The following is a 20233-nucleotide window of genomic DNA, read 5'->3' on the forward strand; positions in this document are numbered from 1 at the left end:
TCGAATACATGCCGCAGACACGCAGCTGTCAGACGTGCAACGCATCATTCCACGTCGCAGTGTCGACGCGTCGGGCGCGCGCGTGCCACGCGGGTCGGCCTGGTTGCCTGCGACTTCCCGAACCTGATCGATCCTTCAACCCTGAAACGTGACCTGAATCGTGACGCCAACCAACCCCGACACCGTTTCGGAAACCGTCGCCGCAGCGACGCCCGCGATGGCCGCGGCGGCCACCCGAAGCACCTGGGTGAGCGTCGCGGTCAACCTCGCACTGAGCATCGGCCAGGTGGTGATCGGCATCCTGTCCCGATCGCAGGGCCTCGTGGCGGACGGCATTCATTCGTTGTCCGACCTGATCGCGGATTTCGTCGTGCTGCTGGCCGGTCACCATAGCCGAAAACCTGTCGACGAAACGCATCCATACGGACACCAGCGCTTCGAAACCGGTGCATCGCTGGCACTTGCGGCAATCCTGCTGCTGGTCGGCGGCGGCATGCTCTGGTCCGCCGTCCAGAAACTCGAGCATCCGGAAACGATCGCGCGCGTCCACGTCGCGGCACTATGGGTCGCGCTCGTCGCGCTCGCCGCGAAGGAAAGCCTGTTCCGTTACATGCTTGCCGTGGCAACACGCGTGAAGTCGAGCATGCTGGTGGCCAACGCATGGCATGCACGTTCGGACGCCGCATCGTCTCTCGTGGTCGCCTGCGGCATCGTCGGCAACCTGTTCGGCTATCCGCTGCTCGATCCTGTCGCCGCGCTGATCGTCGGCGGGATGATCGTGAAAATGGGCGCCACGTTCGGCTGGAACGCATTGCATGATTTGATGGACCGCGCCGCGGACGCCGAAGACGTGCAGGCGATCCGCGCGACGCTGCACGCGACGCCCGGTGTGCTGGACGTGCACGACCTGCGCACGCGAAAGACCGGCGACCTGATCCTCGTGGACGTGCATCTCGACATCGACGCCGATCTCACGGTTGCGCAAGGTCACGACATCGCCGTGGACGCGCGCGCTCGCGTGATGAAGCACCACCGTGTCCTGAACGTGATGACGCACGTCGATCCGCGTAAGCGGGAATGCGTCGTTGAAGTCACGTCCGGGATGCGTGGCCGATAGGACGCAACGGTCGGCCAACGCGGCCGTTCAACACGTCGCGCACGCCTGTGTCATTCGGAACCGCGCGGATGATGGCCGCGCCGGAACGTCAACCGACGTTCGTTGAAGAGCGCGCGCCAGTCGAGCTTCGTCAACATGAACACGACGCCGAGCAACACCAGTTGGGTGACGATGAAGTATCCGCCGAGGTAAGTGCCTTCGAGCCCGGATTCCAGGTCCAGCCGGGTCGATGCAAAGCGGCCGAGGTGCGCCCAGATCGCATAGGTGGTTGCGCGGCCGACGAAGAAGGCCGCCGCGATGATCCTCAGCGGCAACCCGGACAGTCCGTACGCGATGAACAGATAGTTCGACGGCAGCGGGCTCAATGCGTAGAAGAAGAACGCACCGGCGGTGAGCGTCCGGTGCTTGCGCAGCCAGCGTGTGGCGACGTCGATATTCTCGCGATCCGATTCCCGCATCCAGCGGGAACGGACGAGCGATCTTGCGAAGGTCGCCAGAATGACGCGGCCAATCGTTGCGGCGCCTGCCGCCACGACGGCAAAGATCAACGGATTGCCGTCGGGCATGTTGAACCCGACCCACGACATCGCCATCCAGGTGGGCGGGGCGAACGCCGGCATGAGATTCAGCAGAAGAATCAGCAGAAAGAGTAAAGCCAGCGTCAGCACGATATCGACTCCAGGGCGTCCGGTGTCACCTTTCAATTTTGCTGAGGAAAGGGGCCGGCGGCTTGACTCACGTCAAGCAAGGCGCCGTGCCGGCATGTCGCGCGAGGCGCGTCGCGCTGACCCATGTCAACGGCCGAGCCGCGGCGTTTCCTAGACTGATGCCACGCCGTCTGCAACTGGAACCGGATGCAGTGAATGCCTCCCTGCACGGCGATCGGAACAATCGTCATGTCGCGAATCCCCTGGTCGATCGATCTCGCGTTGCTGGTTCTGGCGGCCGTCACGCTCGCCGGAGGGGGCGTGTGCGCGGCGTTCGGCCTGCCTTCACTCGCGCGGCTCGTCTGGTTGCTCGGCACGCTGCCGGTCCTGCTGGCGTTGACGGTATCGCTCGCCAAGGCCGTGGCGAAACGGCGGGCAGGCATCGATGTGCTCGCGTGGCTGGCCATCGCGCTGGCGATCGCGCTCGACGAGACGCTCACGGCAGCTGTCATCGCATTGATGCTGGCGAGCGGGCGGACGCTGGAGCGGTATGCGCAAGACCGCGCGCAACGCGAGATGACCGCGCTGCTCGCCCGCGCCCCTCGGCAGGCCACCCGGTTCGAGAACGGTGAATGGCGTTCCGTTGCCGTGGAAACGCTCGCTCCCGGCGACAGGCTGCTCGTGCGAAGCGGCGAGTTCGTGCCGGTCGACGGCACGTTGACCGATGACGCGGAACTCGACGAATCCATGCTGACGGGCGAGTCGTCCACCCAGCGGCGGCGTGCCGGCGAGAGCGCATGCAGCGGCGTGGTCAACGCCGGCGCGCCGTTCGAAATGGTTGCCCGCACGACGGCAGGCGACAGCACGTTTGCCGGCATCGTCCGCATGGTCGAGCGCGCGCAGCGCGAGCGAAGTCCGTCCGTGCGTCTCGCGGATCGCTACGCGGCATGCTTCGTGCTCGCTTCGCTGCTCGTCGCGGGCATCGCCTGGCTGCTGACCGGCGACGTCGCGCGTGCGCTCGCCGTGCTCGTCGTGGCCACGCCTTGTCCGTTGATCCTCGCCGTGCCGGTCGCCATCGTGTCCGGCATGTCGCGTTGTTCGAAACGCGGCATCCTCGTCAAGGGCGGGGGCGCGCTGGAACGTCTTGCACAAGCGACGATCCTGTTCTTCGACAAGACCGGAACACTGACCGGAGGGCGGGCACGCATCGTCGCGATCGAATGCGTCACGGACGTCGGTACGGACGACGTGCTGCGTTTCGCCGCGTCATTGGCCCAGGCTTCGGGCCACGTCATCTCGGATGCGCTGACGGTCGCCGCGCGGGAACGCGGGATCGACCTGTCGCCGCCGTCATTCGTGATGGAAACGGCGGGTGAGGGCGTGACGGGCCGGGTCGACAACCGCACCGTCGCGATCGGCCAGTTCGAATACGTCTCCGCCTGTTCGACGGTCGCGCCCTGGAGCGACGCGTTCCTGAAGCGGATCGGCAACGAGGGCGGGGCTGCCGTGTTCGTCGGCGTCGATGGCGTCATGATCGGCGCGATTCAGATGGCCGACCAGGTGCGGCTTGAAACGCCGCGGGCATTGCGGCTGTTGAAACGAGAAGGCGTCGAGCGCCTCGTCATGCTCACCGGCGACCGGCGAGACATCGCCCAGGCCGTCGGTGAGTTGCTGGGTGTGACCGACGTCCGCGCCGAGCAGACGCCGACGGACAAGCTCGCCGCGATTCAGGCCGCGCGCAAGGAAGGCGTGACGATCATGGTCGGCGACGGTGTGAACGACGCACCCGCGCTGGCGGCGGCCGACGTCGGTATCGCGATGGGCGCGCGCGGGGCGGCCGCGTCATCCGAAGCGGCCGACGTGGTACTGCTGGTGGACCGGCTCGATCGGCTCGTGGATGCGATACGTATCGCACGACGGTCGCGCCGGATCGCACTCGAGAGCGTGGTGGCCGGCATGTCGCTGTCGGTCGTCGCCATGGCGGTTGCAGCGGCCGGATTCCTGCAGCCGATCGCCGGTGCGGTGATTCAGGAAGTCATCGACGTCGTCGTCATCGTCAATGCGTTACGCGTGTTGCTGGTTCGCCCGCGGCCGACGGACGCCCGGCTGGCCGATGTCGACGTCGAGCAACTCAGACGCGAGCACACGGCATTGTCACCGTTGCTGGACCAGATCAGGGACCTCGCGGATCGCATGCCGCAACTATCGGGGGTAGCCATCGCCGGCGAGCTTGGTCACATGATCGATTCGCTGGATGAACGGCTGCTGCCCCACGAACGCGCCGACGATCGGGACGTCTATGCGCGTCTCGCCCCGCTTCTCGGCGGCGAGGACCCGCTCGCGGCGATGAGCGGCGCGCACCGGGAGATCTTCAAGATGGTCCGGTCGCTCAGGCAGATGGTCGCGGACCTGCCGCGCGACGGAACGAACGCCATGCAGGTGCAGGCGATACAGCGTTTGCTGTACGGGCTGGAGGCCATCGTACGCCTGCATTGCGCTCAGGAAGAGGAACTGTTTCACGCCGTCGGGGCGGATGCGTGACGACGACACGCATCACGCATGCGGCGCACTGACCAGAAGAACCGGCGTTTTCGCGATGCGCGCAACGCGTCCGGCCACGCTGCCGACGAGCCAGCCCGTGACGCCGCGCCGCCCATGGGTGCCCATGACGATCATGTCCGCGTTCCATTCGATGGCGTCTCGCACGATCACGTGAGGCACGTCTTCGCCAGTGCGGTCCGTTTGAATCAGTTGCGACTGCGAGCGTCCGGCGGGGATGCCGTCGAGCAGGGCCATGGCCTTTTGCAGTACGTGATTGCCTTCGCTGGTCAACGCCTGCTCCAGCGTGTCGACGGGGACGAAATCACCCAGCGATGTGGGGCGATCGAGCACGTGAATCGCCCGAAATTCGGTGTCGGGCCGCGAGAATTTCAACCCCATGCGCAATGCGTGGAGCGCAATCGGGCTGCCGTCGACCGCGAACAGCATCCGCCGCGGCAGATGCTCGGCGACCGACGCGAAGCCTTCCGGAACGATGAGCAGCGGGCAACCGACCAGCTTGCCGAGCGGGCCGGAAACCGTTCCTTCGATCCATCCGAGCACGCCATGATGCTGACGTGCGCCGACGATCAGGAGTTCGGCCTGCCAGGCATGCGCGCTGTCGGCCAGCGCATGCACGACATCCCCGCCGTGCGTGGACAGGTCGATGACTTCCGTGTCGATGGTGATGTCGTCGCGCGGAATCGCGCTTTGGGCGCGCGACAGCGCGTCGGATGCGTCTCGCAGCAATTCGTCGCGTGCCGATTCGAGAAATGCCGCGGATCTCGATCCGCGCGGGACGAGCGTCCGCGGATTGTCTGCAACGCTGACGATATGCACCGCTGCGTTCGATGGAAGGAAAGCTTTGGCATACGCGAGTGCATGCGCGGATGCGGTGGAACCGTCGATGGCGATCAGCACCCGTTGGAGAGTGGATGCCGCTTGGAAAGATGAAGTGCTGGCGCTCATGAATGTCTCCCGGTGTCATCCCGCGATCGTGCATACGCAATTTTTCGCACGTGCGGTCTTCACAGGGTTGACCTTCGTCAAGCGTCTTTCTCCGTGGCGCCGGGGCCGGACGCCATCACATCGATCTACCCGGTCAATCGCGTTGGCGATGCGATATGTCTGGCTTATGGCGTCGCCCGGACGCAGGCCGGGTTGTCCGCGAATTCCGCATCCGGTGCGTTCGAGAATGCGAAGTTAACATTGCCTTCAGCTTCAGCGAGCATGCTGTCCTCAAGGCAGAAGAGATCTTCTCGGATGCCGACCCTGTTCACTGGAGGTCGAGATCATGAAATTCGCTATCCGTACCATCATGCTGGCGGCGGCCATCATCCCCGCATTCGCATCGGCAGCGCAATCAGGCAGCGCCCTGACCCGGGCGGAAGTCCGCGCCCAGATCACGCAGGTCGAGCAGGCCGGTTACAACCCGGCCCGAAAGGACATTCATTATCCGCAATCGATCCAGCAGGCCGAGGCACGCATTCAGTCGTCCGAATCGACGCCGCAGGCCGATGCGTCGGGCTATGGGCCCGCATACGGGGCAGGGGCTGACTCGGGAGCAGCGGTCCAGAGTCACGCCGCGACGCCTCGGTTGTACACGCATCATTGACGGCACGCACGCACGCGTCGGGGCTCCGGCGTTCAGTACGACTTGCCGGCAACGGTCGCCGACTCGAGCTCGCGCGTGATGATCTGAGTGCCGCCGACATTGGCGACCGACTTGACCAGACCGACGCCTGGCGCGAGCCAGTCGTCGGCGACCGTGGTGCTGGTCAGCGCCGGATTGGAGAACGTCTCGGTGATGTGATAGTGACACGCGTTTTCGAACACCTTGCCGTTCTTCAGGCTGACCGTTTCGCGCGCGACGTACGCGCGCTGGATCGATACCGCCGTCTGGGCGCCGCCTGACGGAATGACGGGCGTATCGACGTAGTTCGCCGTCTCGCTTCCCGACAGTCCGATCGTCTCGACATACGGCGGCGTGTTGACGTCCCGCAACACGAGGGCGCCCGAACTGTAAACCTCGCCGCCGTAATTCGCGCGCGCACCGTTGCCGACGAGATAATAATGATTCGTCTGGATCGGCGAGCCGGTCGATGTTTCGGCTTGCTGAGTAAGCGCGACACCTTCGAACGTTGCCGGCCCGTAGGTGCGTGTATACAGGCCATTGTCGACGGCCGGACTTTGCGACGTCGCCTGCGTGTACATGTGCAGCTTCACGGTATCGCCTTGCTGATAGACCGGATCGCACTCGAGGTTCGAGGTCGTGGTCGTGCCGGTCGTGTCGCTCGACGTACCCTGGGCGGCCGGGGCCGGAGAATCGTTGCCGCCACAACCGGCCAACGTCAGACCGATCAATACGGCGATCGGAAACCACACGCATTGCCTGTTCTTCATCTTTGTTCTCTCAGGTCGGTTGAACACCATGCTCATCGTAGGTTTCTATCGTTTCGCCGATCGGTGACGCGTGCGGCTGCGGAAAGGGCGCAATCGCGCCCTCCGGTCGATGCGAACACCGGAGTGACGCAGCGCCGGTGTCGCGTCATCGCTCAGTTGACCTGCAACTGACCACCGCGGCCGAGGCCGCCCTTGACGTCCTGCGCCTTGTAGCTGCGCAGCGCGACGACCATCTTGTTCCACGCGTCGATGAACGCGACGACCGTCGCCTTGCCTTCCGGCGTCGTCGAGAAGCCGGCGAGACCGCCGCCCACGCCACCGCCCAGGCCGCCCAGCGCCGCGCCGTAGTTGGTCGCCGTCGAGCTGCCTTCCGATGCCGCGATCTGCACGGCCGAGCGCACGTCGAACAGCGTCAGCGTCACGACCGACGCCTTCGTCTGCAGGTGGCCTGCCACCGCCGCCACCGCGCTGTTGCCGATCAGCCCGCCGATCATGCTGCCGATGCCGGCGATCGGCGAATCGTTGATCACGATCTGCGGTTCCATGTAGTAATCGGCCGCGACACGCTGACCCTTCTGCTGCTTCGAACCCGCACGGTATTCGCCCGAGCTGCGTTGCAGCTGCGTGATGCGCGACAGGCGCGCGTCGCTCTTCTGGTTGCCGATCGACGTGATCACGAAGCAGTTCGACTGCTGGACAGCCAGGCGCAACAGCGGGTCGATGCTCGTCACCTTGGTCGCGCTGCCGAACGGGCCCCACCAGTCGGCGTTGCGGCCGTCGTCGACGGCGATCGTGCCGAGCGGCGATGCGCAGCGCTGCAACTGCGAATCCGCGCCGGCGCTCGCGCCGCCCGCGGCAGCGCCCGTGACGCCGGCGTTCTGGCCGCCGGGGGTCACCATGCCGCCGCAGCCGGCGACGGACGCGCAAAGCGCTGCAACCAGCGCACCTTGAGTGAGACGTTGGGAAAGGATGGTCTTCATGTCGTTGTCGCTCGATAGAGTCGTTGTTCGGCTTATGTGTTCGTGCGAACTTCGATAAGCCCCCCGGCGTGGCGCGCGATGGTGGTCTCCCCGCAGCCGCCCCCGTTGCTTTCGGTCCGGTCAGTAGTACCAGTACGTCTGATGCCAGACGCCGTAGTACGGATAGCCCGAGTACCAGTAGCCGTAATAGACGTCACGCCATTGCGTACGCCATTTCCAGTCTTCCTCGTCTTCCTTCTTCGCCTTGCGGGCGAGCTCGAGCAGCTTTTTAGATTCCTTGTCGCCGCGGCCCGCGGCGATCGACAGCCACTTGTCCGCTTCGCGCGGATCGGAGCCCATCTCCTCGAGGCCGAACAGGTAGAAACTGCCGAGCGCCTTCTGCGCGTTCAGGTCGCCGCGTTCGGCGGCATCGCGCATCCACTTGAGAGCCTGGTAGCTGTCCTGCCGCACGCCATCGCCGCGGAAATAGCGCAGGCCGAGGTCGTAGGCGGCCTTCGGCTGGGTCTTCGCGGCCTGCTTCAGCGAAACGATGCGCGGATCTTCGCGATCGTCGGAATCGTCCCTTTTTTGATAGGAGACCTGATCTTTAGGGCGATCAAAACACCCGGTGTCGTCGCAGATCCGTACCGTGTTGCCGGTGACGGACGGGTCATGCGCGCACGCGGCCAACAGCAGCAGCCCCGGTGCCAGTAAACGGCGAACCATTTTTACTTTCCCCACGTTTTATTTGCGCCGCACTGCTTCGCGCGATCTCACCCCCGCGAGCGCGCCCCCGGCTTGCGCGCGGCCCGGTGAACACATCTTCACCCACACCAGCGCACCGCCAAGGCTCTCTCAGGTTCTCTTTTCGGCTTGCCACATCACTGCAACATCTGACGCCGACAAAGGCAGGGCAGGCAGATGCCACCGCCCACGGCCTTTGCTCGATTCCGCCGCCGTGCCGATACCGCGCTATCCGGCGGAAAAGGCTCGGCCCATGTTTCGGCTTTCGGCAGCGGAAAATATCGATCGTTATTTTCTCGGATCAAATGATACATATCGGTCTATCTAATAGTCAAGGCGACTTTCACGTCCGGATTTCGGCCCAACGGTGGGGGAGCCGGCCCTTCACACGTCAGGCGCCGAGCGCCCAGAGGCAACTGATTCGGCGATGCTAGAATAATCCGTCTACATGGAATGAAACCTCGAGGAGGAGGGCACGGTCGTGAGAGCCAACAAACGCCAGGTGGTGGTAGACAAAGCTACCGAACTGTTCTCCCGGCACGGTTTTCATCCGGTCGGCGTCGACTGGATCATCGACGATTCCGGCGTTGCGCGAATGACGCTCTACCGGCATTTTCCGAGCAAGGACGAACTCATTCGCGAAGTGCTGGTTCAGCGCTACGACCTGATCATCGGCAGCATCGAAGCGCAACTGCGGGAGGTTCGCGATCCGGTCGAGCGAGTCAAGACGATCTTCGACTGGTACGAAGCTTGGTTCAATACGCCGGAGTTTGCCGGCTGCCTGTTCGAGCGCGCGTTGGCCGAATTCGGAACCGCGTACGCGCCGATCTCCGACGTCGCGATCCGCTACCGCCGCAAAATGGTCGAATGGATCGCCGAATTGCTCGCGCCGCTCGTGTTGCCAGAAACGGCACAACGGCTGGCCGGCGTCTACATGATGCTGCTGGATGGCGCGACGGTCGACGCGCGGGCGTTCAACGATTCCGCATCCGCCGGGCGCGCATGGCAGGCCGCGAAGGCCCTGCTTGAACAGGCGATGAGCGCCGCGAATCGGCCGGCAACAGACACCGATCGCGCGACGCAGCGTGCATAGCGAGCCAGCCTGATACGTCGCCGCCAGATCGCCTGGTGCTCGGGGCGGCGGCTTTCGTCGAGCCGGGTACCGCCCTCGGGTTGCGCGCGGTTTCAGTCGTTCCCCTGCTCGAGCACGTTCTGCGTGAGCGTGACCGACGGAATCGTCGGCTTGAGCAACGCGCGGCGCGCGCGGCTGCTCAGCCACTTCCAGCCGGCCACGAGCAGCAGTGCGACCAGCGGGATCGACGCGATCGTCCACGTCCCGTTCGGGTAGTCGAATGCCATCAGGACCAGCACTCCGAGCAGGAACAGCAGCGTGAGCCACGATGTGACGGGCGCGCCCGGCATCCTGAACGACACGTCTTCCACCTCGCCGCGCCTTACCGCGGCACGAAACTTCATCTGGCACACGACGATGAAGCCCCACGTGCTGATGATGCCGAGCGACGCGATGTTCAGCACGATCTCGAACACGCTCGACGGCACGAGATAGTTGAGCAGCACGCCGACCACGTAGATCGCGACCGTCACGAGAATGCCCGCGTACGGCACGGATTGCGCGCTCATTCGCGACAGGAAGGCGGGGGCCGAGCCGCCCATCGACAGCGAACGCAACACGCGCCCGGTCGAATAGAGGCCCGAGTTGAGGCTCGACAGCGCCGCCGTCAGCACCACCAGGTTCATCACCGAACCGATGCCCGGCACGCCGAGCGCGCCGAAGAACGTGACGAACGGGCTCTGGCCCGCCTTGTACGCGCTCCACGGCAGCAGGCAGACCAGCAGAACGACCGACGCGACGTAGAAGATCGCGATTCGCCAGATTACGTTGTTGATCGCGCGCGGCAGCACCTTGCGCGCGTCCTTGCACTCGCCGGCGGCCGTGCCGACCAGTTCGACGCCCGCGAACGCGAACACCACGCCCTGCACCAGCACCAGCGCGGGCATCAGTCCGTGCGGAAAGAACCCGCCGTTGTCGGTGATCAGATGCATGCCCGTGTCATGGCCGGCGACCGGCACGCCCGTGCCGAGGATCAGCGAACCGATCGCGAGAAACAACACGATCGCGGCGACCTTGATCAGCGCGAACCAGAACTCCATCTCGGCGAACCACTTCACGCCGATCAGGTTCATCGTCGCGACGATGCAGAGCGCGACGAGCGCGAAAATCCACTGCGGCACGCCCGCGAACGGCGCCCAGTAATGCATGTAGAGCGCGACGGCTGTGATGTCGACGATGCCGGTCATCGCCCAGTTCAGGAAGTACATCCAGCCTGCGACGAACGATGCCTTCTCGCCCAGGAATTCGCGTGCGTACGACACGAAGCTGCCGCTGCTGGGACGATGCATCACGAGTTCGCCGAGCGCGCGCAGGATCAGGAACGAGAACGCGCCGCACACCAGATAGACGATCGCGAGCGACGGCCCGGCGGCCTGCAGCCGGGCGCCGGCCCCGAGAAACAGCCCCGTGCCGATTGCCCCGCCGATCGCGATCATCTGCACCTGTCGATTGCCGAGGGTCTTGTGATAGCCGGCTTCGTGCGATTCGAGCCAGCTGCGTTTGTCGGTTTCGCCGGTTGTCGACGGTTCGGGAATCGATGCCATGACTGTATCCTCGCGCGCGGATGTGATTGGAATCATCCCGATCGCGAGACGATCGGGAGCCACCGATACCGGAGGACCCGGGCGCGAATTCAAGCGCACCCGTCCTGATTGCGGTTCGCCGATCGTGGCGAAGGGCACGGTACCTCGCGAACGTATTCAGCCGTAATTCCGGTCACAAACAGAATGCAAATTTCGACTGAACCTGTTCGAATCCGCGCATATGGGCCTCGGTGACGACGCCGCAAGGCGAACACGCCGGCGTCCGAATCCCCCGGGTGTACCAGTCAGGTAATTTGGTGCGCCGGCGCGCACTGCGGGGGCAGGCGCCGCCGCGTGCGCCGATTCGTGCACCGAAATGAGGAATCCGGTTCACCGGAATTTCCGTATCGTGGCGGTGCGGCAAGCTTTTCACGGCGATGGCCCGGTTTTTGCTGGAGGTGTCCGGCCGCGCAACGGTTGCGCGCTGCCCGACGACATACCAGACAAGGAAGATTCACCGTGAGCCCGACGACTCGACCGTTCCCCCGACGCACCTGGCTGGCTGCGTTGATCGCAGCCCCCGTGATGGCGCTGTTCGCTGCCGCGCCGGCGCATGCCGATGCGCTCGACACCATCGCGAAAAGCGGCGCGCTACGCGTCGCGGTGCCTGAAGACTATCCGCCGTTCGGCTCGGTCGGCACGGACATGCAGCCGCAGGGCTACGACATCGACATGGCCGAACTGCTCGCCAAATCGCTCGGCGTGAAGCTGAAACTGGTGCCCGTGAACAGCGCGAACCGGATTCCGTATCTGACGACCAACAAGGTCGACATGGTGATCTCGTCGCTCGGCAAGACGCCGGAACGCGAGAAGGTCATCGACTTCTCGACCGCGTACGCGCCGTATTTCCAGGGCGTGTTCGGGCCGGCGGACGTGAAGGTGGGCGCGCCCGCCGATCTGACCGGCAAGACGGTCGGCGCCACGCGCGGCGCGCTCGAGGAGATCGCGCTGTCGCAGCTCGCACCGAATGCGACGATCAAGCGCTTCGAGGACAACAACGCGACGATCCAGGCGTTCCTGTCGGGGCAAGTGCAGCTGATCGCCGCCGGCAACATCGTCGCGGCGGCGATTCTCGCGAAGAATCCGCCGCGTCGGCCCGAGGTCAAGTTCGTGATCAAGAATTCGCCGTGCTTCGTCGGCGTCAACAAGAACGAACCGCGCCTGCTCGCGAAGATCGACGACGCAATCGCGCATGCGAAGCAGGACGGCACGCTGGGCGCGATGTCGAAGAAGTGGCTCGGCCAGCCGTTGCCGGCCGGCCTGTGACGGATCGCCGTGTCGCCTGATACATCGCCGCGGCCGGCTCCGCCGACGCGGTGCGTGTCATTGTCCGAACCCGAATTCATTCAATCGTCATGAGCTATCAGCTTCAATTCGGCGAGCTCGCCGAATACGCCGGCGTGTTCGCGAGCGGCGCGGCGATCACGCTTGCGCTGACCGCGGTCGCGACCGTGCTCGGCGTGGCGATCGGCGTGCTCGGCGCGGCCGCGTACAGCGCCGACGCGCCCGCGGCCGTGCGGCTGCGCCCGCTGATCGGCGCGTACGTCGAGGCGATCCGCAATACGCCGTTCGTCGTCCAGCTGTTCTTCATCTTCTTCGGATTGCCCGCGCTCGGCGTGCACATCGACGAATACACGGCCGCGATTCTCGCGATGACGCTCAATCTCGGCGCGTATTCGGTCGAGATCGTGCGCGCGGGCGTCGCCGCCGTCCCGAACGGGCATCTGGAGGCGGCATCCGCGCTCGCGATGTCGCGCGCGCAGATGTTGCGCCACGTCGTGCTGCCGCAGGCGCTCGCCAAGGTGTTTCCCGCGCTCTCGAGCCAGATCGTGATCACGATGCTCGGTTCGGCGGTCGTGTCGCAGATCTCGGTGTCCGATCTGACCTATGCGGCGGGCTACATCCAGTCGCGCAACTTCCGCGCATTCGAGACGTATTTCGTCATCACGCTCGCGTATCTGGCGATGGCGCTGCTGCTGCGTGGCGCGCTCGGCACGATGGGGCGCCGCCTGTTCTCCCGCCGCGTGCGAGGTGCGCGATGACCGATTTCACCTTCGGGCAGATTCTCGCGAACCTGCTGCTGGCCGCGCGCTGGACGATCGTGCTGTCGATCGTGTCGTTCGTGTCCGGCGGCCTCGTCGGCCTCGGGCTGCTCGTGATGCGCGTGTCGAGTTCGACGGTGCTGCGCGGCATCGCGAAGCTGTACATCGAAGTGTTTCAGGGCACGCCGTTGCTGATGCAACTATTCATCGTGTTCTTCGGCCTGCCGCTCGTCGGGCTCGACGTGCCGCCCTGGGTCGCGGCCACGGCAGGGCTCACGTTCTTCACCAGCGCGTATCTCGCGGAAATCTGGCGCGGGTGCGTCGAGGCCGTGCCGAAAGGGCAGTGGGAGGCGTCGTCGAGCCTGGCCATGAGCTACGTCGAGCAGTTGCGTCACGTGATCCTCCCGCAGGCCGCCCGCATCGCGATCGCGCCGACGGTCGGCTTCGGCGTGCAGGCCGTGAAGGACACGGCATTGGTATCGATCATCGGCTTCACCGAGCTGACGAAGGTCGGCATCGCGATCTCGAACGCGACGTTCCGCCCGTTCGTCGTGTACGGCCTCGTCGCGTTGATCTATTTCGCGCTGTGTTATCCGCTTACCCGTTATGCGCGCACGTTGCAAAGGAGATGGCATGCCGCTCGTTGAAACCCGTGGTCTCGAAAAGAACTTCGGCACCCATCATGTGCTCAAGGGCATCGATTTTTCCGTCGAGCGCGGGCAGGTCGTATCGATCATCGGCCGCAGCGGTTCGGGCAAGAGCACGCTGCTGCGCACGCTCAACGGGCTCGAGAGCATCGACGCGGGCACGATCTCGATCGACGGCGAACGCGTCGATGCCCGGCACGCCGACCTGCGTGCGCTGCGGCTCAAGGTCGGGATGGTGTTCCAGCAGTACAACCTGTTTCCGCATCTGAGCGCCGGGCAAAACGTGATGCTCGCGCAGTCGGTCGTGAAGAACACGCATCGCCAGCAGGCGCGCGCGATCGCGGAGCTGATGCTCGAACGCGTCGGCCTCGGCGACAAGTTCGACGCGTTCCCGGAGCAGTTGTCGGGTGGCCAGCAGCAGCGCGTCGCGATCGCGCGTGCGCTCGCGATGAAGCCGAGCGTGCTGCTGTGCGACGAAATCACGTCCGCGCTCGATCCCGAGCTCGTCGGCGAGGTGCTGGGCGTCGTCGAGCAGCTCGCGCGCGAGGACATGACGCTGATCATGGTCACGCACGAGATGAACTTCGCTCGTGCGGTGAGCGACAGGATCGTCTTCATGCACCAGGGCAGGGTGTGGGAGAGCGGGACGGCCGAAGACATCTTCGAGCGGCCGCAGACGGTGGAGTTGACGCGGTTTCTGGGCAGCGTCCGGAACACGGAAGCCGTGGCGCGCTGATCGGCCATGCCTGCGCGGTGCTGACATCGTCGCCCGGATCGCCGACAATCCGGCGTGTGCGCCGCGCCCGCGCGCGCCGAGCCGCCCGAGAGAGTCCTCCATGTCCGGAATATCCATCAGGTCCGCCAGCCTCGACGATGCGCAGGCGATCGCCGATTTTCACGTCAAGGTCTGGCGGCATACCTATCGCGATCTCGCGCCGGCGCACGCGCATGCCGTCCTCGACGAGCAGTATCGCGGCGGAAAATGGCGGGAGAAGCTGGCGACGAACGCACGCGATCAGCTGGTGCTCGTGGCGCAATCCGATGACACGATCGTCGGCATCGGAGCGGCCGGCGCGCCGTCGGAGCCGATTTTCGGCGGCCGTGGCGAAATCAAGTTCCTGTATGTCGATCCCGACTTCAAGCGTCGCGGCATCGGCCGCATGCTGCTTGCGCAACTCGCGGCGCATCTGCAAGCGTTGCGGTATCCGGGCGCCGCGTTGAGCGTCGTCAAGGGAAACGCGGCCGCGATCGCGTTTTACGAGGCGTTGAACGGCCGGTTCGCGGGCGAGTACGTCGATGCGGGGCCGATCTGGCGATCGCGGAACATCGTCATGGTGTGGGACGACTTCGCGAGTCTCGTTGCCTGATGTCCAGTGCGCGTCACGCGAGGCGCGCGCGCAGCCACGACGTGAACGCGGTCACGAGCGGCGTTTCGGTCAGCTCGTGACGCGTGACGAGATAGTACGCGTGACGTGACGGCACCGTTTCGCTGAACGGTCGCACGAGCGTGCCGTCGATCAGGTCGTCGCGCACCGACAGGCTGTCGCCGAGCGCGACGCCCTGGCCGTGCACCGCGGCTTCGACGCCGATGTGCGCGTTGCCGATCTCGAGGATGCGGATGCCCGGCAGCCGGTCGGCCTTCGCTTCGGCCAGCCAGCGCATCCACGAGCCCGCGTGCTCGCAGAACAGCGTGCGCCCCGCGAGATCCTGCACCTTGCGGATCGCATCGCGCCCGTTCATCAGCGCGGGGCTCACGACCGGAAACAGCGCCGGATGCTCGAGCAGCTCGACATGCCGGTTGCGCCAGTTGCCTTCCCCGTAGCGGATGCAGACATCGACATCCGGCGAATGGATTTCGCGCTCGTCGTTCGACGGAATCACCTTCAGGTGGATGCCCGGATAGCGCTCGAGAAAATCGCCGATGTGCCGGGCGAGCCAGCGCGACGTCAGCGACAACGGCGTCGACACGACGAGATCGCCGACGGCGGCCGGCGAATCGAGCCTGACGGTGGCGTTCGCGATGATGTCGAACGCGGTGCCGACCGGTTCCAGCAGCGCTTCGCCCTCGGGCGTCAGCTTCACGCGCGCCTTTGATCTGACGAATAGCGCGACGCCGAGCGTGCTTTCGAGAATCCGGATCTGGTGGCTCACCGCGCTCGCGGTCACGTGCAGTTCGTCGGCGGCGGCCGACACGCTGCCGCGCCGGGCGGCGGCCTCGAACGCGCGAAGCGGGTTCAACGGGGGGAGGCGGTTGCGCATCGGCGGGGGTGTCGGCAGCGACGGTGCTGAGAAAAATTTCATTTAAGCGGATTCAATTTCTCGCTACAACAAAAAAAATTGAATGCCTACAGTGGGGGCACTCCAACCGAGACAAGGTCGACCGCAATGAGCCTTACCGAACCGATCGAGCGCCTGTGGGGCGGTCGCTTCCAGTCCGAACCGTCCGATGCGCTGCAGAACCTGTCGCGCTCCGATCCGAGTTTCTACCGACTCGTCCCGTACGACCTGGCAGGCTCCCGCGCGCATGCACGCGAGTTGAACCGCGCCGGCATCGTGAACGACGACGAGCTCGCGCAGCTGCTGGCCGCGATGGACGGCATCGCACGCGACTACGCGGCCGGCGCGATCGCGCCGTCGCTCGCCGACGAGGATGTGCACACGTTCCTCGAACGCGTGCTCACGCAGCGGCTGCCGGCGCTCGGCGGCAAGCTGCGCGCCGGGCGCTCGCGCAACGACCAAGCGGCGAACGACCTGCGCCTGTATCTGCGCGACAAGGCGCGCCAGCTCGTGCGCGGCGTGCTCGACCTGCAGGATGCGCTGATCAGCCAGGCCAGCCGGCACATCGACACGGTCACCGCCGGCTTCACCCACCTGCAGCCCGCGCAGCCGATCGTGTTCGGCCATCAGTTGCTCGCGCATGCGCAGTCGCTGTATCGCGACGCCGACCGCCTGGTCGACTGGGACCGCCGCACCGCACGCTCGCCGCTCGGCGCGGCCGCGCTGGCCGGCTCGGCGATCTGCGTGCGGCCCGATCTTTCCGCGCGGGAGCTCGGTTACGACGCGCCGTGCGAGAACTCGATCGACGCGGTGGCCGCGCGCGATCACGTCGCCGAATTCGCGTTCGTCACGAGCATGCTGGCGGTGGATCTGTCTCGCCTGTCGGAAGAAGTGATCCTGTGGACGTCGCGGCAATTCCGCTGGGTGGAACTCGACGACGGCTACGCGACGGGCAGCTCGATCATGCCGCAGAAGAAGAACCCGGACATCGCGGAACTCACGCGCGGCAAGGCGGGGCGCCTGATCGGCAACCTGACGGGCCTGCTCGCGACGCTCAAGTCGCTGCCGCTCGCGTACAACCGCGATCTCGCGGAAGACAAGATCGCCGCGTTCGATTCGATCGACACGCTCGAACTCGTGCTGCCGGCGATGGCGGGGATGATCCGCACGATGCGCGTGAACGTCGACGAGATGCGCCGCCAGGCGCCGCTCGGCTTCACGCTCGCGACCGAGGTCGCCGACTGGCTGGCGCTGTCGGGCGTGCCGTTCAGCGAGGCGCACGAGATCACCGGCGCGCTCGTGCGCGCGTGCGAACGCGACGGCATCGAGCTCGCGGATGCCAGCGCGGAGCAACTGCAGGCCGTCGACCCGCGCCTCGCGCCGGCGGTGCGCGCGCATCTGACGCTCGACGCGGCCGTCGCCGCGCGCGGCGGCGCCGGCGGCACGTCGCCCGCGCGCGTGCACGAGCAGATCGGCCGCCTGAGCATCGCGATCGAACGCCAGGCCGCGTGGGCGGCCGACTACCGGGGGCCGTCATGCTGAGCGCATCCGATTCGCACCGTCTCGACGGCGCACCGGCCGCGGCCGTCGCCGCGGACGACACGGCCGCACTCGTGCGCGTGCGCCGGCGCTACTGGGGCCGCTATGTCGCGTCGATCGCGATCATCGCCGCGCTCGCCTACGTGGCGCTCGCGTTCGCGCGTGGGCAGATCGAATGGCGCGTCGTCGGCCAGTTCCTGACCGCGCGGTCGATTCTCACCGGCCTCGGCAACACGATCGTGATGACCGTCCTCGCGATGACGCTCGGCATCGTGCTCGGGGTCGTCACCGCGGTGATGCGGCTGTCGTCGAACCCGGTGCTCGGCGCGATCGCGCAGGGCTACATCTGGCTGTTCCGCGGCACGCCGGTGATTCTCCAGCTGCTGCTGTGGTTCAACCTCGCGCTGGTGTTTCCGACGCTCGGCATTCCCGGAATCGCCGAGTTCCGGACCGTCGACGTGATGACGCCGTTCCTCGCGGCGGTGCTCGGGCTCGGCATCAACCAGGGCGCGTATACGTCGGAAGTCGTGCGCGCGGGGCTGCTGTCGGTCGACACCGGCCAGTACGAGGCCGCGAAATCGATCGGCATGGCGCGCCTGCAGGCACTGCGCCGGATCATCCTGCCGCAGGCGATGCGCGTGATCGTGCCGCCGATCGGCAACGAGCTGATCGGCATGGTCAAGCTGACGTCGCTCGCGAGCGTCGTGCAGTACGCGGAGATGCTGCACAACGCGCAGAACATTTATTACGCGAATGCGCGCGTGATCGAGCTGCTGATCGTCGCGGGCATCTGGTATCTCGCGGTCGTCACCGTGCTGTCGTTCGCGCAGGCTCGCGTCGAACGGCGCTTCGCACGCGGCGCAGGCCGCGCGGCGGGCCGTAAATGAGCGGCGCGACTCACAATCGTAAGGAGAACGTCATGACGAACGCAGTCGTTCGCGCGGTCGACGTGCGCAAGGCGTACGGCGATTTCCAGGCGCTGCACGGCATCACGCTCGACGTCGCGCAGGGCGAAGTGCTGTGCATCATCGGGCCGTCCGGCTCGGGCAAGAGCACGTTCCTGCGCTGCATCAACCAGCTCGAGACGATCAGCGCGGGCGCGCTGTGGGTCAACGGCGAGCTGGCCGGTTACCGGCGCACGGGCAACCGGCTCCACGAGCTGTCGGAGCGTCAGGTCGCGCGCCAGCGGCTCGCGACGAGCATGGTGTTCCAGCGCTTCAACCTGTTCCCGCACAAGACCGCGCTCGAAAACGTGATCGAGGGGCCCGTGCAGGTGCTCAAGCGCCGCCGCGCGCAAGCGGAAGAGGAGGCCCGCGCGCTGCTCGCGCGCGTCGGCCTTGCGCACAAGTGCGACGCGTTTCCGGTCGAGCTGTCGGGCGGTCAGCAGCAGCGCGTCGCGATCGCGCGGGCGCTCGCGATGCATCCGCAACTGATCCTGTTCGACGAACCGACGTCGGCGCTGGACCCCGAACTCGTCGGCGAAGTGCTGGCCGTGATGCGCGATCTCGCGAAGAGCGGAATGACGATGATCGTCGTCACGCACGAGCTCGGCTTCGCGCGCGAGGTCGCCGATCGCGTCGTGTTCATGGACGGCGGCCGGATCGTCGAGAGCGGGCCGCCCGACCAGGTGCTCTCCGCACCGACGCATGCGCGCACCCGCGACTTCATCTCGGCCGTGATTGCCTGAGCGGATCGCGCCGCCAACGAGACGTGCAACGCAGCACCGCGGTACCCCTTACACCACCACGACAAGGCGACACCCCCATGAAAGCATCCGTCCTGACCCGCACGCTGGCCGCTGTCGCATTCGGCGCGCTCGCACTCCACGCCTCCTTCGCGCTCGCGCAGGCCGCGAACGTCAAGCGCACGCTGAACGTCGCGATCGTGCCGAACTATCCGCCGTTCGAATACAAGGACCCGGCGACCGACAAGCTCGCGGGCTTCGACGTCGACCTCGGCGAGGCGCTCGCCGCGAAGATGGGCGTGAAGCTGAACTGGGTCGAGACGAGCTTCGACCAGATGATGAGCGCGGTCGCGACGCAGCGCGTCGACATGATCCTGTCCGGCATGACCGACCTGCCGACGCGCCGCGACGCCGTGACGTTCGTCGACTACATCGAGACGGGGCCGCAGTTCTACGTGCTGAAGACGCGGGCGGGCGAATTCGCGCAGATGGGCGCACTGTGCGGCAAGCGCGTGGGGTCGAGCCGGCGCACGTCGTTCCCGGACAACACGACCGCGTGGAGCGCGGAGAACTGCGTGAAGGCCGGCAAGCCGGCGATCGTGGTGGTCGGCACCGACGGCTCGTCGGATGCGCGCATGCAGCTGCGCCAGAACCGCATCGACGCGGCCGTGCAGGGCGGCGAGACGCTGCCGTACCAGAACAGCCTCGAGCAGAACGCCTACGCGCCGGTCGGCAAGCCGTTCCTGTCGCAATACACGGGCATCGGCGTCGCGAAGAGCAACACCGCGCTCAGCAGCGCGCTGACGACGGCGCTCAACCAGTTGATCGCGGACGGGTCGTATCACAAGCTGCTCGCGAAATGGGGGCTGCAGGAGCATGCGGTGTCGAAGGCGATGGTCAACGGCACGCACTGAGCGCGCG

At 65.9% G+C, this 20233-nt stretch carries 20 protein-coding genes; 13 read left to right on the plus strand and 7 right to left on the minus strand.

Going from position 1 to position 20233, the window contains the following annotated elements; translation table 11 throughout:
• Positions 1 to 160 precede the first annotated feature (160 nt).
• A complete protein-coding gene (locus tag WS45_RS17665) occupies positions 161 to 1117 on the plus strand; it encodes a cation diffusion facilitator family transporter (RefSeq protein WP_373558373.1) in 957 nt (318 codons plus the stop codon).
• A 50-nt stretch (positions 1118 to 1167) separates the two neighbouring features.
• Here the strand turns inward: WS45_RS17665 and WS45_RS17670 are convergent, their stop codons facing one another.
• Positions 1168 to 1785, minus strand: coding sequence for a VTT domain-containing protein (locus WS45_RS17670; protein ID WP_059536446.1), 618 nt, complete (start codon positions 1783 to 1785; stop codon positions 1168 to 1170).
• A 228-nt stretch (positions 1786 to 2013) separates the two neighbouring features.
• On the opposite strand from WS45_RS17670, the gene WS45_RS17680 reads away from it, so the two are divergent.
• Positions 2014 to 4305, plus strand: a complete 2292-nt coding sequence (locus tag WS45_RS17680) for a heavy metal translocating P-type ATPase (protein WP_059700900.1) — start codon at positions 2014 to 2016, stop codon at positions 4303 to 4305.
• 12 nt (positions 4306 to 4317) lie between these two features.
• Here WS45_RS17680 and WS45_RS17685 read toward each other — a convergent pair whose 3' ends face one another.
• Positions 4318 to 5271 (minus strand): universal stress protein, encoded by a 954-nt coding sequence (locus WS45_RS17685; RefSeq protein ID WP_059700901.1) that lies wholly within the window; start codon positions 5269 to 5271, stop codon positions 4318 to 4320.
• A 325-nt stretch (positions 5272 to 5596) separates the two neighbouring features.
• Between WS45_RS17685 and WS45_RS17690 the strand changes: the two genes are divergently transcribed.
• A complete protein-coding gene (locus WS45_RS17690; RefSeq protein ID WP_059693144.1) occupies positions 5597 to 5917 on the plus strand; it encodes a DUF4148 domain-containing protein in 321 nt (106 codons plus the stop codon).
• 32 nt (positions 5918 to 5949) lie between these two features.
• On the opposite strand, the gene WS45_RS17695 is transcribed toward WS45_RS17690, so the two are convergent.
• The 3 genes from WS45_RS17695 to WS45_RS17705 form a co-directional block, all read right to left on the minus strand.
• Entirely contained in the window at positions 5950 to 6705 is a 756-nt protein-coding gene (locus WS45_RS17695; protein ID WP_257140507.1) for a hypothetical protein, read from the minus strand.
• Between the two features lie 152 nt (positions 6706 to 6857).
• Positions 6858 to 7685, minus strand: coding sequence for a hypothetical protein (locus WS45_RS17700; protein WP_059693146.1), 828 nt, complete (start codon positions 7683 to 7685; stop codon positions 6858 to 6860).
• A gap of 120 nt (positions 7686 to 7805) precedes the next feature.
• Positions 7806 to 8390, minus strand: coding sequence for a tetratricopeptide repeat protein (locus WS45_RS17705; protein ID WP_059693148.1), 585 nt, complete (start codon positions 8388 to 8390; stop codon positions 7806 to 7808).
• A gap of 499 nt (positions 8391 to 8889) precedes the next feature.
• Between WS45_RS17705 and WS45_RS17710 the strand changes: the two genes are divergently transcribed.
• On the plus strand, positions 8890 to 9501 hold the full coding sequence (locus tag WS45_RS17710) for a TetR/AcrR family transcriptional regulator (RefSeq protein ID WP_059700902.1): 612 nt from the start codon (positions 8890 to 8892) through the stop codon (positions 9499 to 9501).
• 92 nt (positions 9502 to 9593) lie between these two features.
• Here the strand turns inward: WS45_RS17710 and ansP are convergent, their stop codons facing one another.
• Positions 9594 to 11084 (minus strand): L-asparagine permease, encoded by a 1491-nt coding sequence (ansP, locus tag WS45_RS17715; protein WP_059693150.1) that lies wholly within the window; start codon positions 11082 to 11084, stop codon positions 9594 to 9596.
• Between the two features lie 498 nt (positions 11085 to 11582).
• Between ansP and WS45_RS17720 the strand changes: the two genes are divergently transcribed.
• From WS45_RS17720 to WS45_RS17740, 5 genes are all read left to right on the plus strand, one after another.
• Complete coding sequence (locus tag WS45_RS17720; protein ID WP_059536415.1) at positions 11583 to 12389, plus strand: transporter substrate-binding domain-containing protein; 807 nt, start codon at positions 11583 to 11585, stop codon at positions 12387 to 12389.
• An 89-nt stretch (positions 12390 to 12478) separates the two neighbouring features.
• Positions 12479 to 13165, plus strand: a complete 687-nt coding sequence (locus WS45_RS17725; protein ID WP_059700903.1) for an amino acid ABC transporter permease — start codon at positions 12479 to 12481, stop codon at positions 13163 to 13165.
• Positions 13162 to 13812: an amino acid ABC transporter permease gene (locus tag WS45_RS17730; protein WP_059700904.1), complete on the plus strand. Its 651-nt coding sequence runs from the start codon at positions 13162 to 13164 to the stop codon at positions 13810 to 13812. Before WS45_RS17725 ends, WS45_RS17730 begins: the two co-directional genes overlap by 4 nt.
• Positions 13799 to 14548: an amino acid ABC transporter ATP-binding protein gene (locus WS45_RS17735; RefSeq protein ID WP_059700905.1), complete on the plus strand. Its 750-nt coding sequence runs from the start codon at positions 13799 to 13801 to the stop codon at positions 14546 to 14548. The genes WS45_RS17730 and WS45_RS17735 overlap by 14 nt, the downstream gene beginning before the upstream one ends.
• Positions 14549 to 14648: 100 nt before the next feature.
• A complete protein-coding gene (locus WS45_RS17740; protein WP_059700906.1) occupies positions 14649 to 15179 on the plus strand; it encodes a GNAT family N-acetyltransferase in 531 nt (176 codons plus the stop codon).
• A 13-nt stretch (positions 15180 to 15192) separates the two neighbouring features.
• Here the strand turns inward: WS45_RS17740 and WS45_RS17745 are convergent, their stop codons facing one another.
• A complete protein-coding gene (locus tag WS45_RS17745) occupies positions 15193 to 16071 on the minus strand; it encodes a LysR substrate-binding domain-containing protein (protein WP_059693158.1) in 879 nt (292 codons plus the stop codon).
• Between the two features lie 126 nt (positions 16072 to 16197).
• Here WS45_RS17745 and argH point away from each other — a divergent pair, with 126 nt between their 5' ends.
• The 4 genes from argH to WS45_RS17765 all read left to right on the plus strand — a co-directional run bounded on the left by argH (position 16198) and on the right by WS45_RS17765 (position 20226).
• Entirely contained in the window at positions 16198 to 17631 is a 1434-nt protein-coding gene (argH, locus tag WS45_RS17750; RefSeq protein ID WP_059693160.1) for an argininosuccinate lyase, read from the plus strand.
• Entirely contained in the window at positions 17625 to 18515 is an 891-nt protein-coding gene (locus tag WS45_RS17755) for an amino acid ABC transporter permease (protein WP_059693208.1), read from the plus strand. Before argH ends, WS45_RS17755 begins: the two co-directional genes overlap by 7 nt.
• A gap of 32 nt (positions 18516 to 18547) precedes the next feature.
• Positions 18548 to 19315, plus strand: coding sequence for an amino acid ABC transporter ATP-binding protein (locus tag WS45_RS17760; RefSeq protein ID WP_059536387.1), 768 nt, complete (start codon positions 18548 to 18550; stop codon positions 19313 to 19315).
• Between the two features lie 77 nt (positions 19316 to 19392).
• On the plus strand, positions 19393 to 20226 hold the full coding sequence (locus tag WS45_RS17765) for an ABC transporter substrate-binding protein (protein WP_059700907.1): 834 nt from the start codon (positions 19393 to 19395) through the stop codon (positions 20224 to 20226).
• Positions 20227 to 20233 lie beyond the last annotated feature (7 nt).

Source organism: Burkholderia sp. RF2-non_BP3, assembly GCF_001522185.1.
Lineage (GTDB): Bacteria > Pseudomonadota > Gammaproteobacteria > Burkholderiales > Burkholderiaceae > Burkholderia > Burkholderia diffusa.

Coding starts and splice junctions, on each gene's coding strand:
- WS45_RS17760 (WP_059536387.1), top strand. CDS start 18,548: ATGACGAACGCAGTCGTTCGCGCGGTCGACGTGCGCAAGGCGTACGGC.
- argH (WP_059693160.1), top strand. CDS start 16,198: ATGAGCCTTACCGAACCGATCGAGCGCCTGTGGGGCGGTCGCTTCCAG.
- WS45_RS17700 (WP_059693146.1), bottom strand. CDS start 7,685: ATGAAGACCATCCTTTCCCAACGTCTCACTCAAGGTGCGCTGGTTGCA.
- WS45_RS17755 (WP_059693208.1), top strand. CDS start 17,625: ATGCTGAGCGCATCCGATTCGCACCGTCTCGACGGCGCACCGGCCGCG.
- WS45_RS17680 (WP_059700900.1), top strand. CDS start 2,014: ATGTCGCGAATCCCCTGGTCGATCGATCTCGCGTTGCTGGTTCTGGCG.
- WS45_RS17735 (WP_059700905.1), top strand. CDS start 13,799: ATGCCGCTCGTTGAAACCCGTGGTCTCGAAAAGAACTTCGGCACCCAT.
- WS45_RS17705 (WP_059693148.1), bottom strand. CDS start 8,390: ATGGTTCGCCGTTTACTGGCACCGGGGCTGCTGCTGTTGGCCGCGTGC.
- WS45_RS17695 (WP_257140507.1), bottom strand. CDS start 6,705: ATGAAGAACAGGCAATGCGTGTGGTTTCCGATCGCCGTATTGATCGGT.
- WS45_RS17765 (WP_059700907.1), top strand. CDS start 19,393: ATGAAAGCATCCGTCCTGACCCGCACGCTGGCCGCTGTCGCATTCGGC.
- ansP (WP_059693150.1), bottom strand. CDS start 11,084: ATGGCATCGATTCCCGAACCGTCGACAACCGGCGAAACCGACAAACGC.
- WS45_RS17730 (WP_059700904.1), top strand. CDS start 13,162: ATGACCGATTTCACCTTCGGGCAGATTCTCGCGAACCTGCTGCTGGCC.
- WS45_RS17745 (WP_059693158.1), bottom strand. CDS start 16,071: ATGCGCAACCGCCTCCCCCCGTTGAACCCGCTTCGCGCGTTCGAGGCC.
- WS45_RS17725 (WP_059700903.1), top strand. CDS start 12,479: ATGAGCTATCAGCTTCAATTCGGCGAGCTCGCCGAATACGCCGGCGTG.
- WS45_RS17740 (WP_059700906.1), top strand. CDS start 14,649: ATGTCCGGAATATCCATCAGGTCCGCCAGCCTCGACGATGCGCAGGCG.
- WS45_RS17685 (WP_059700901.1), bottom strand. CDS start 5,271: ATGAGCGCCAGCACTTCATCTTTCCAAGCGGCATCCACTCTCCAACGG.
- WS45_RS17690 (WP_059693144.1), top strand. CDS start 5,597: ATGAAATTCGCTATCCGTACCATCATGCTGGCGGCGGCCATCATCCCC.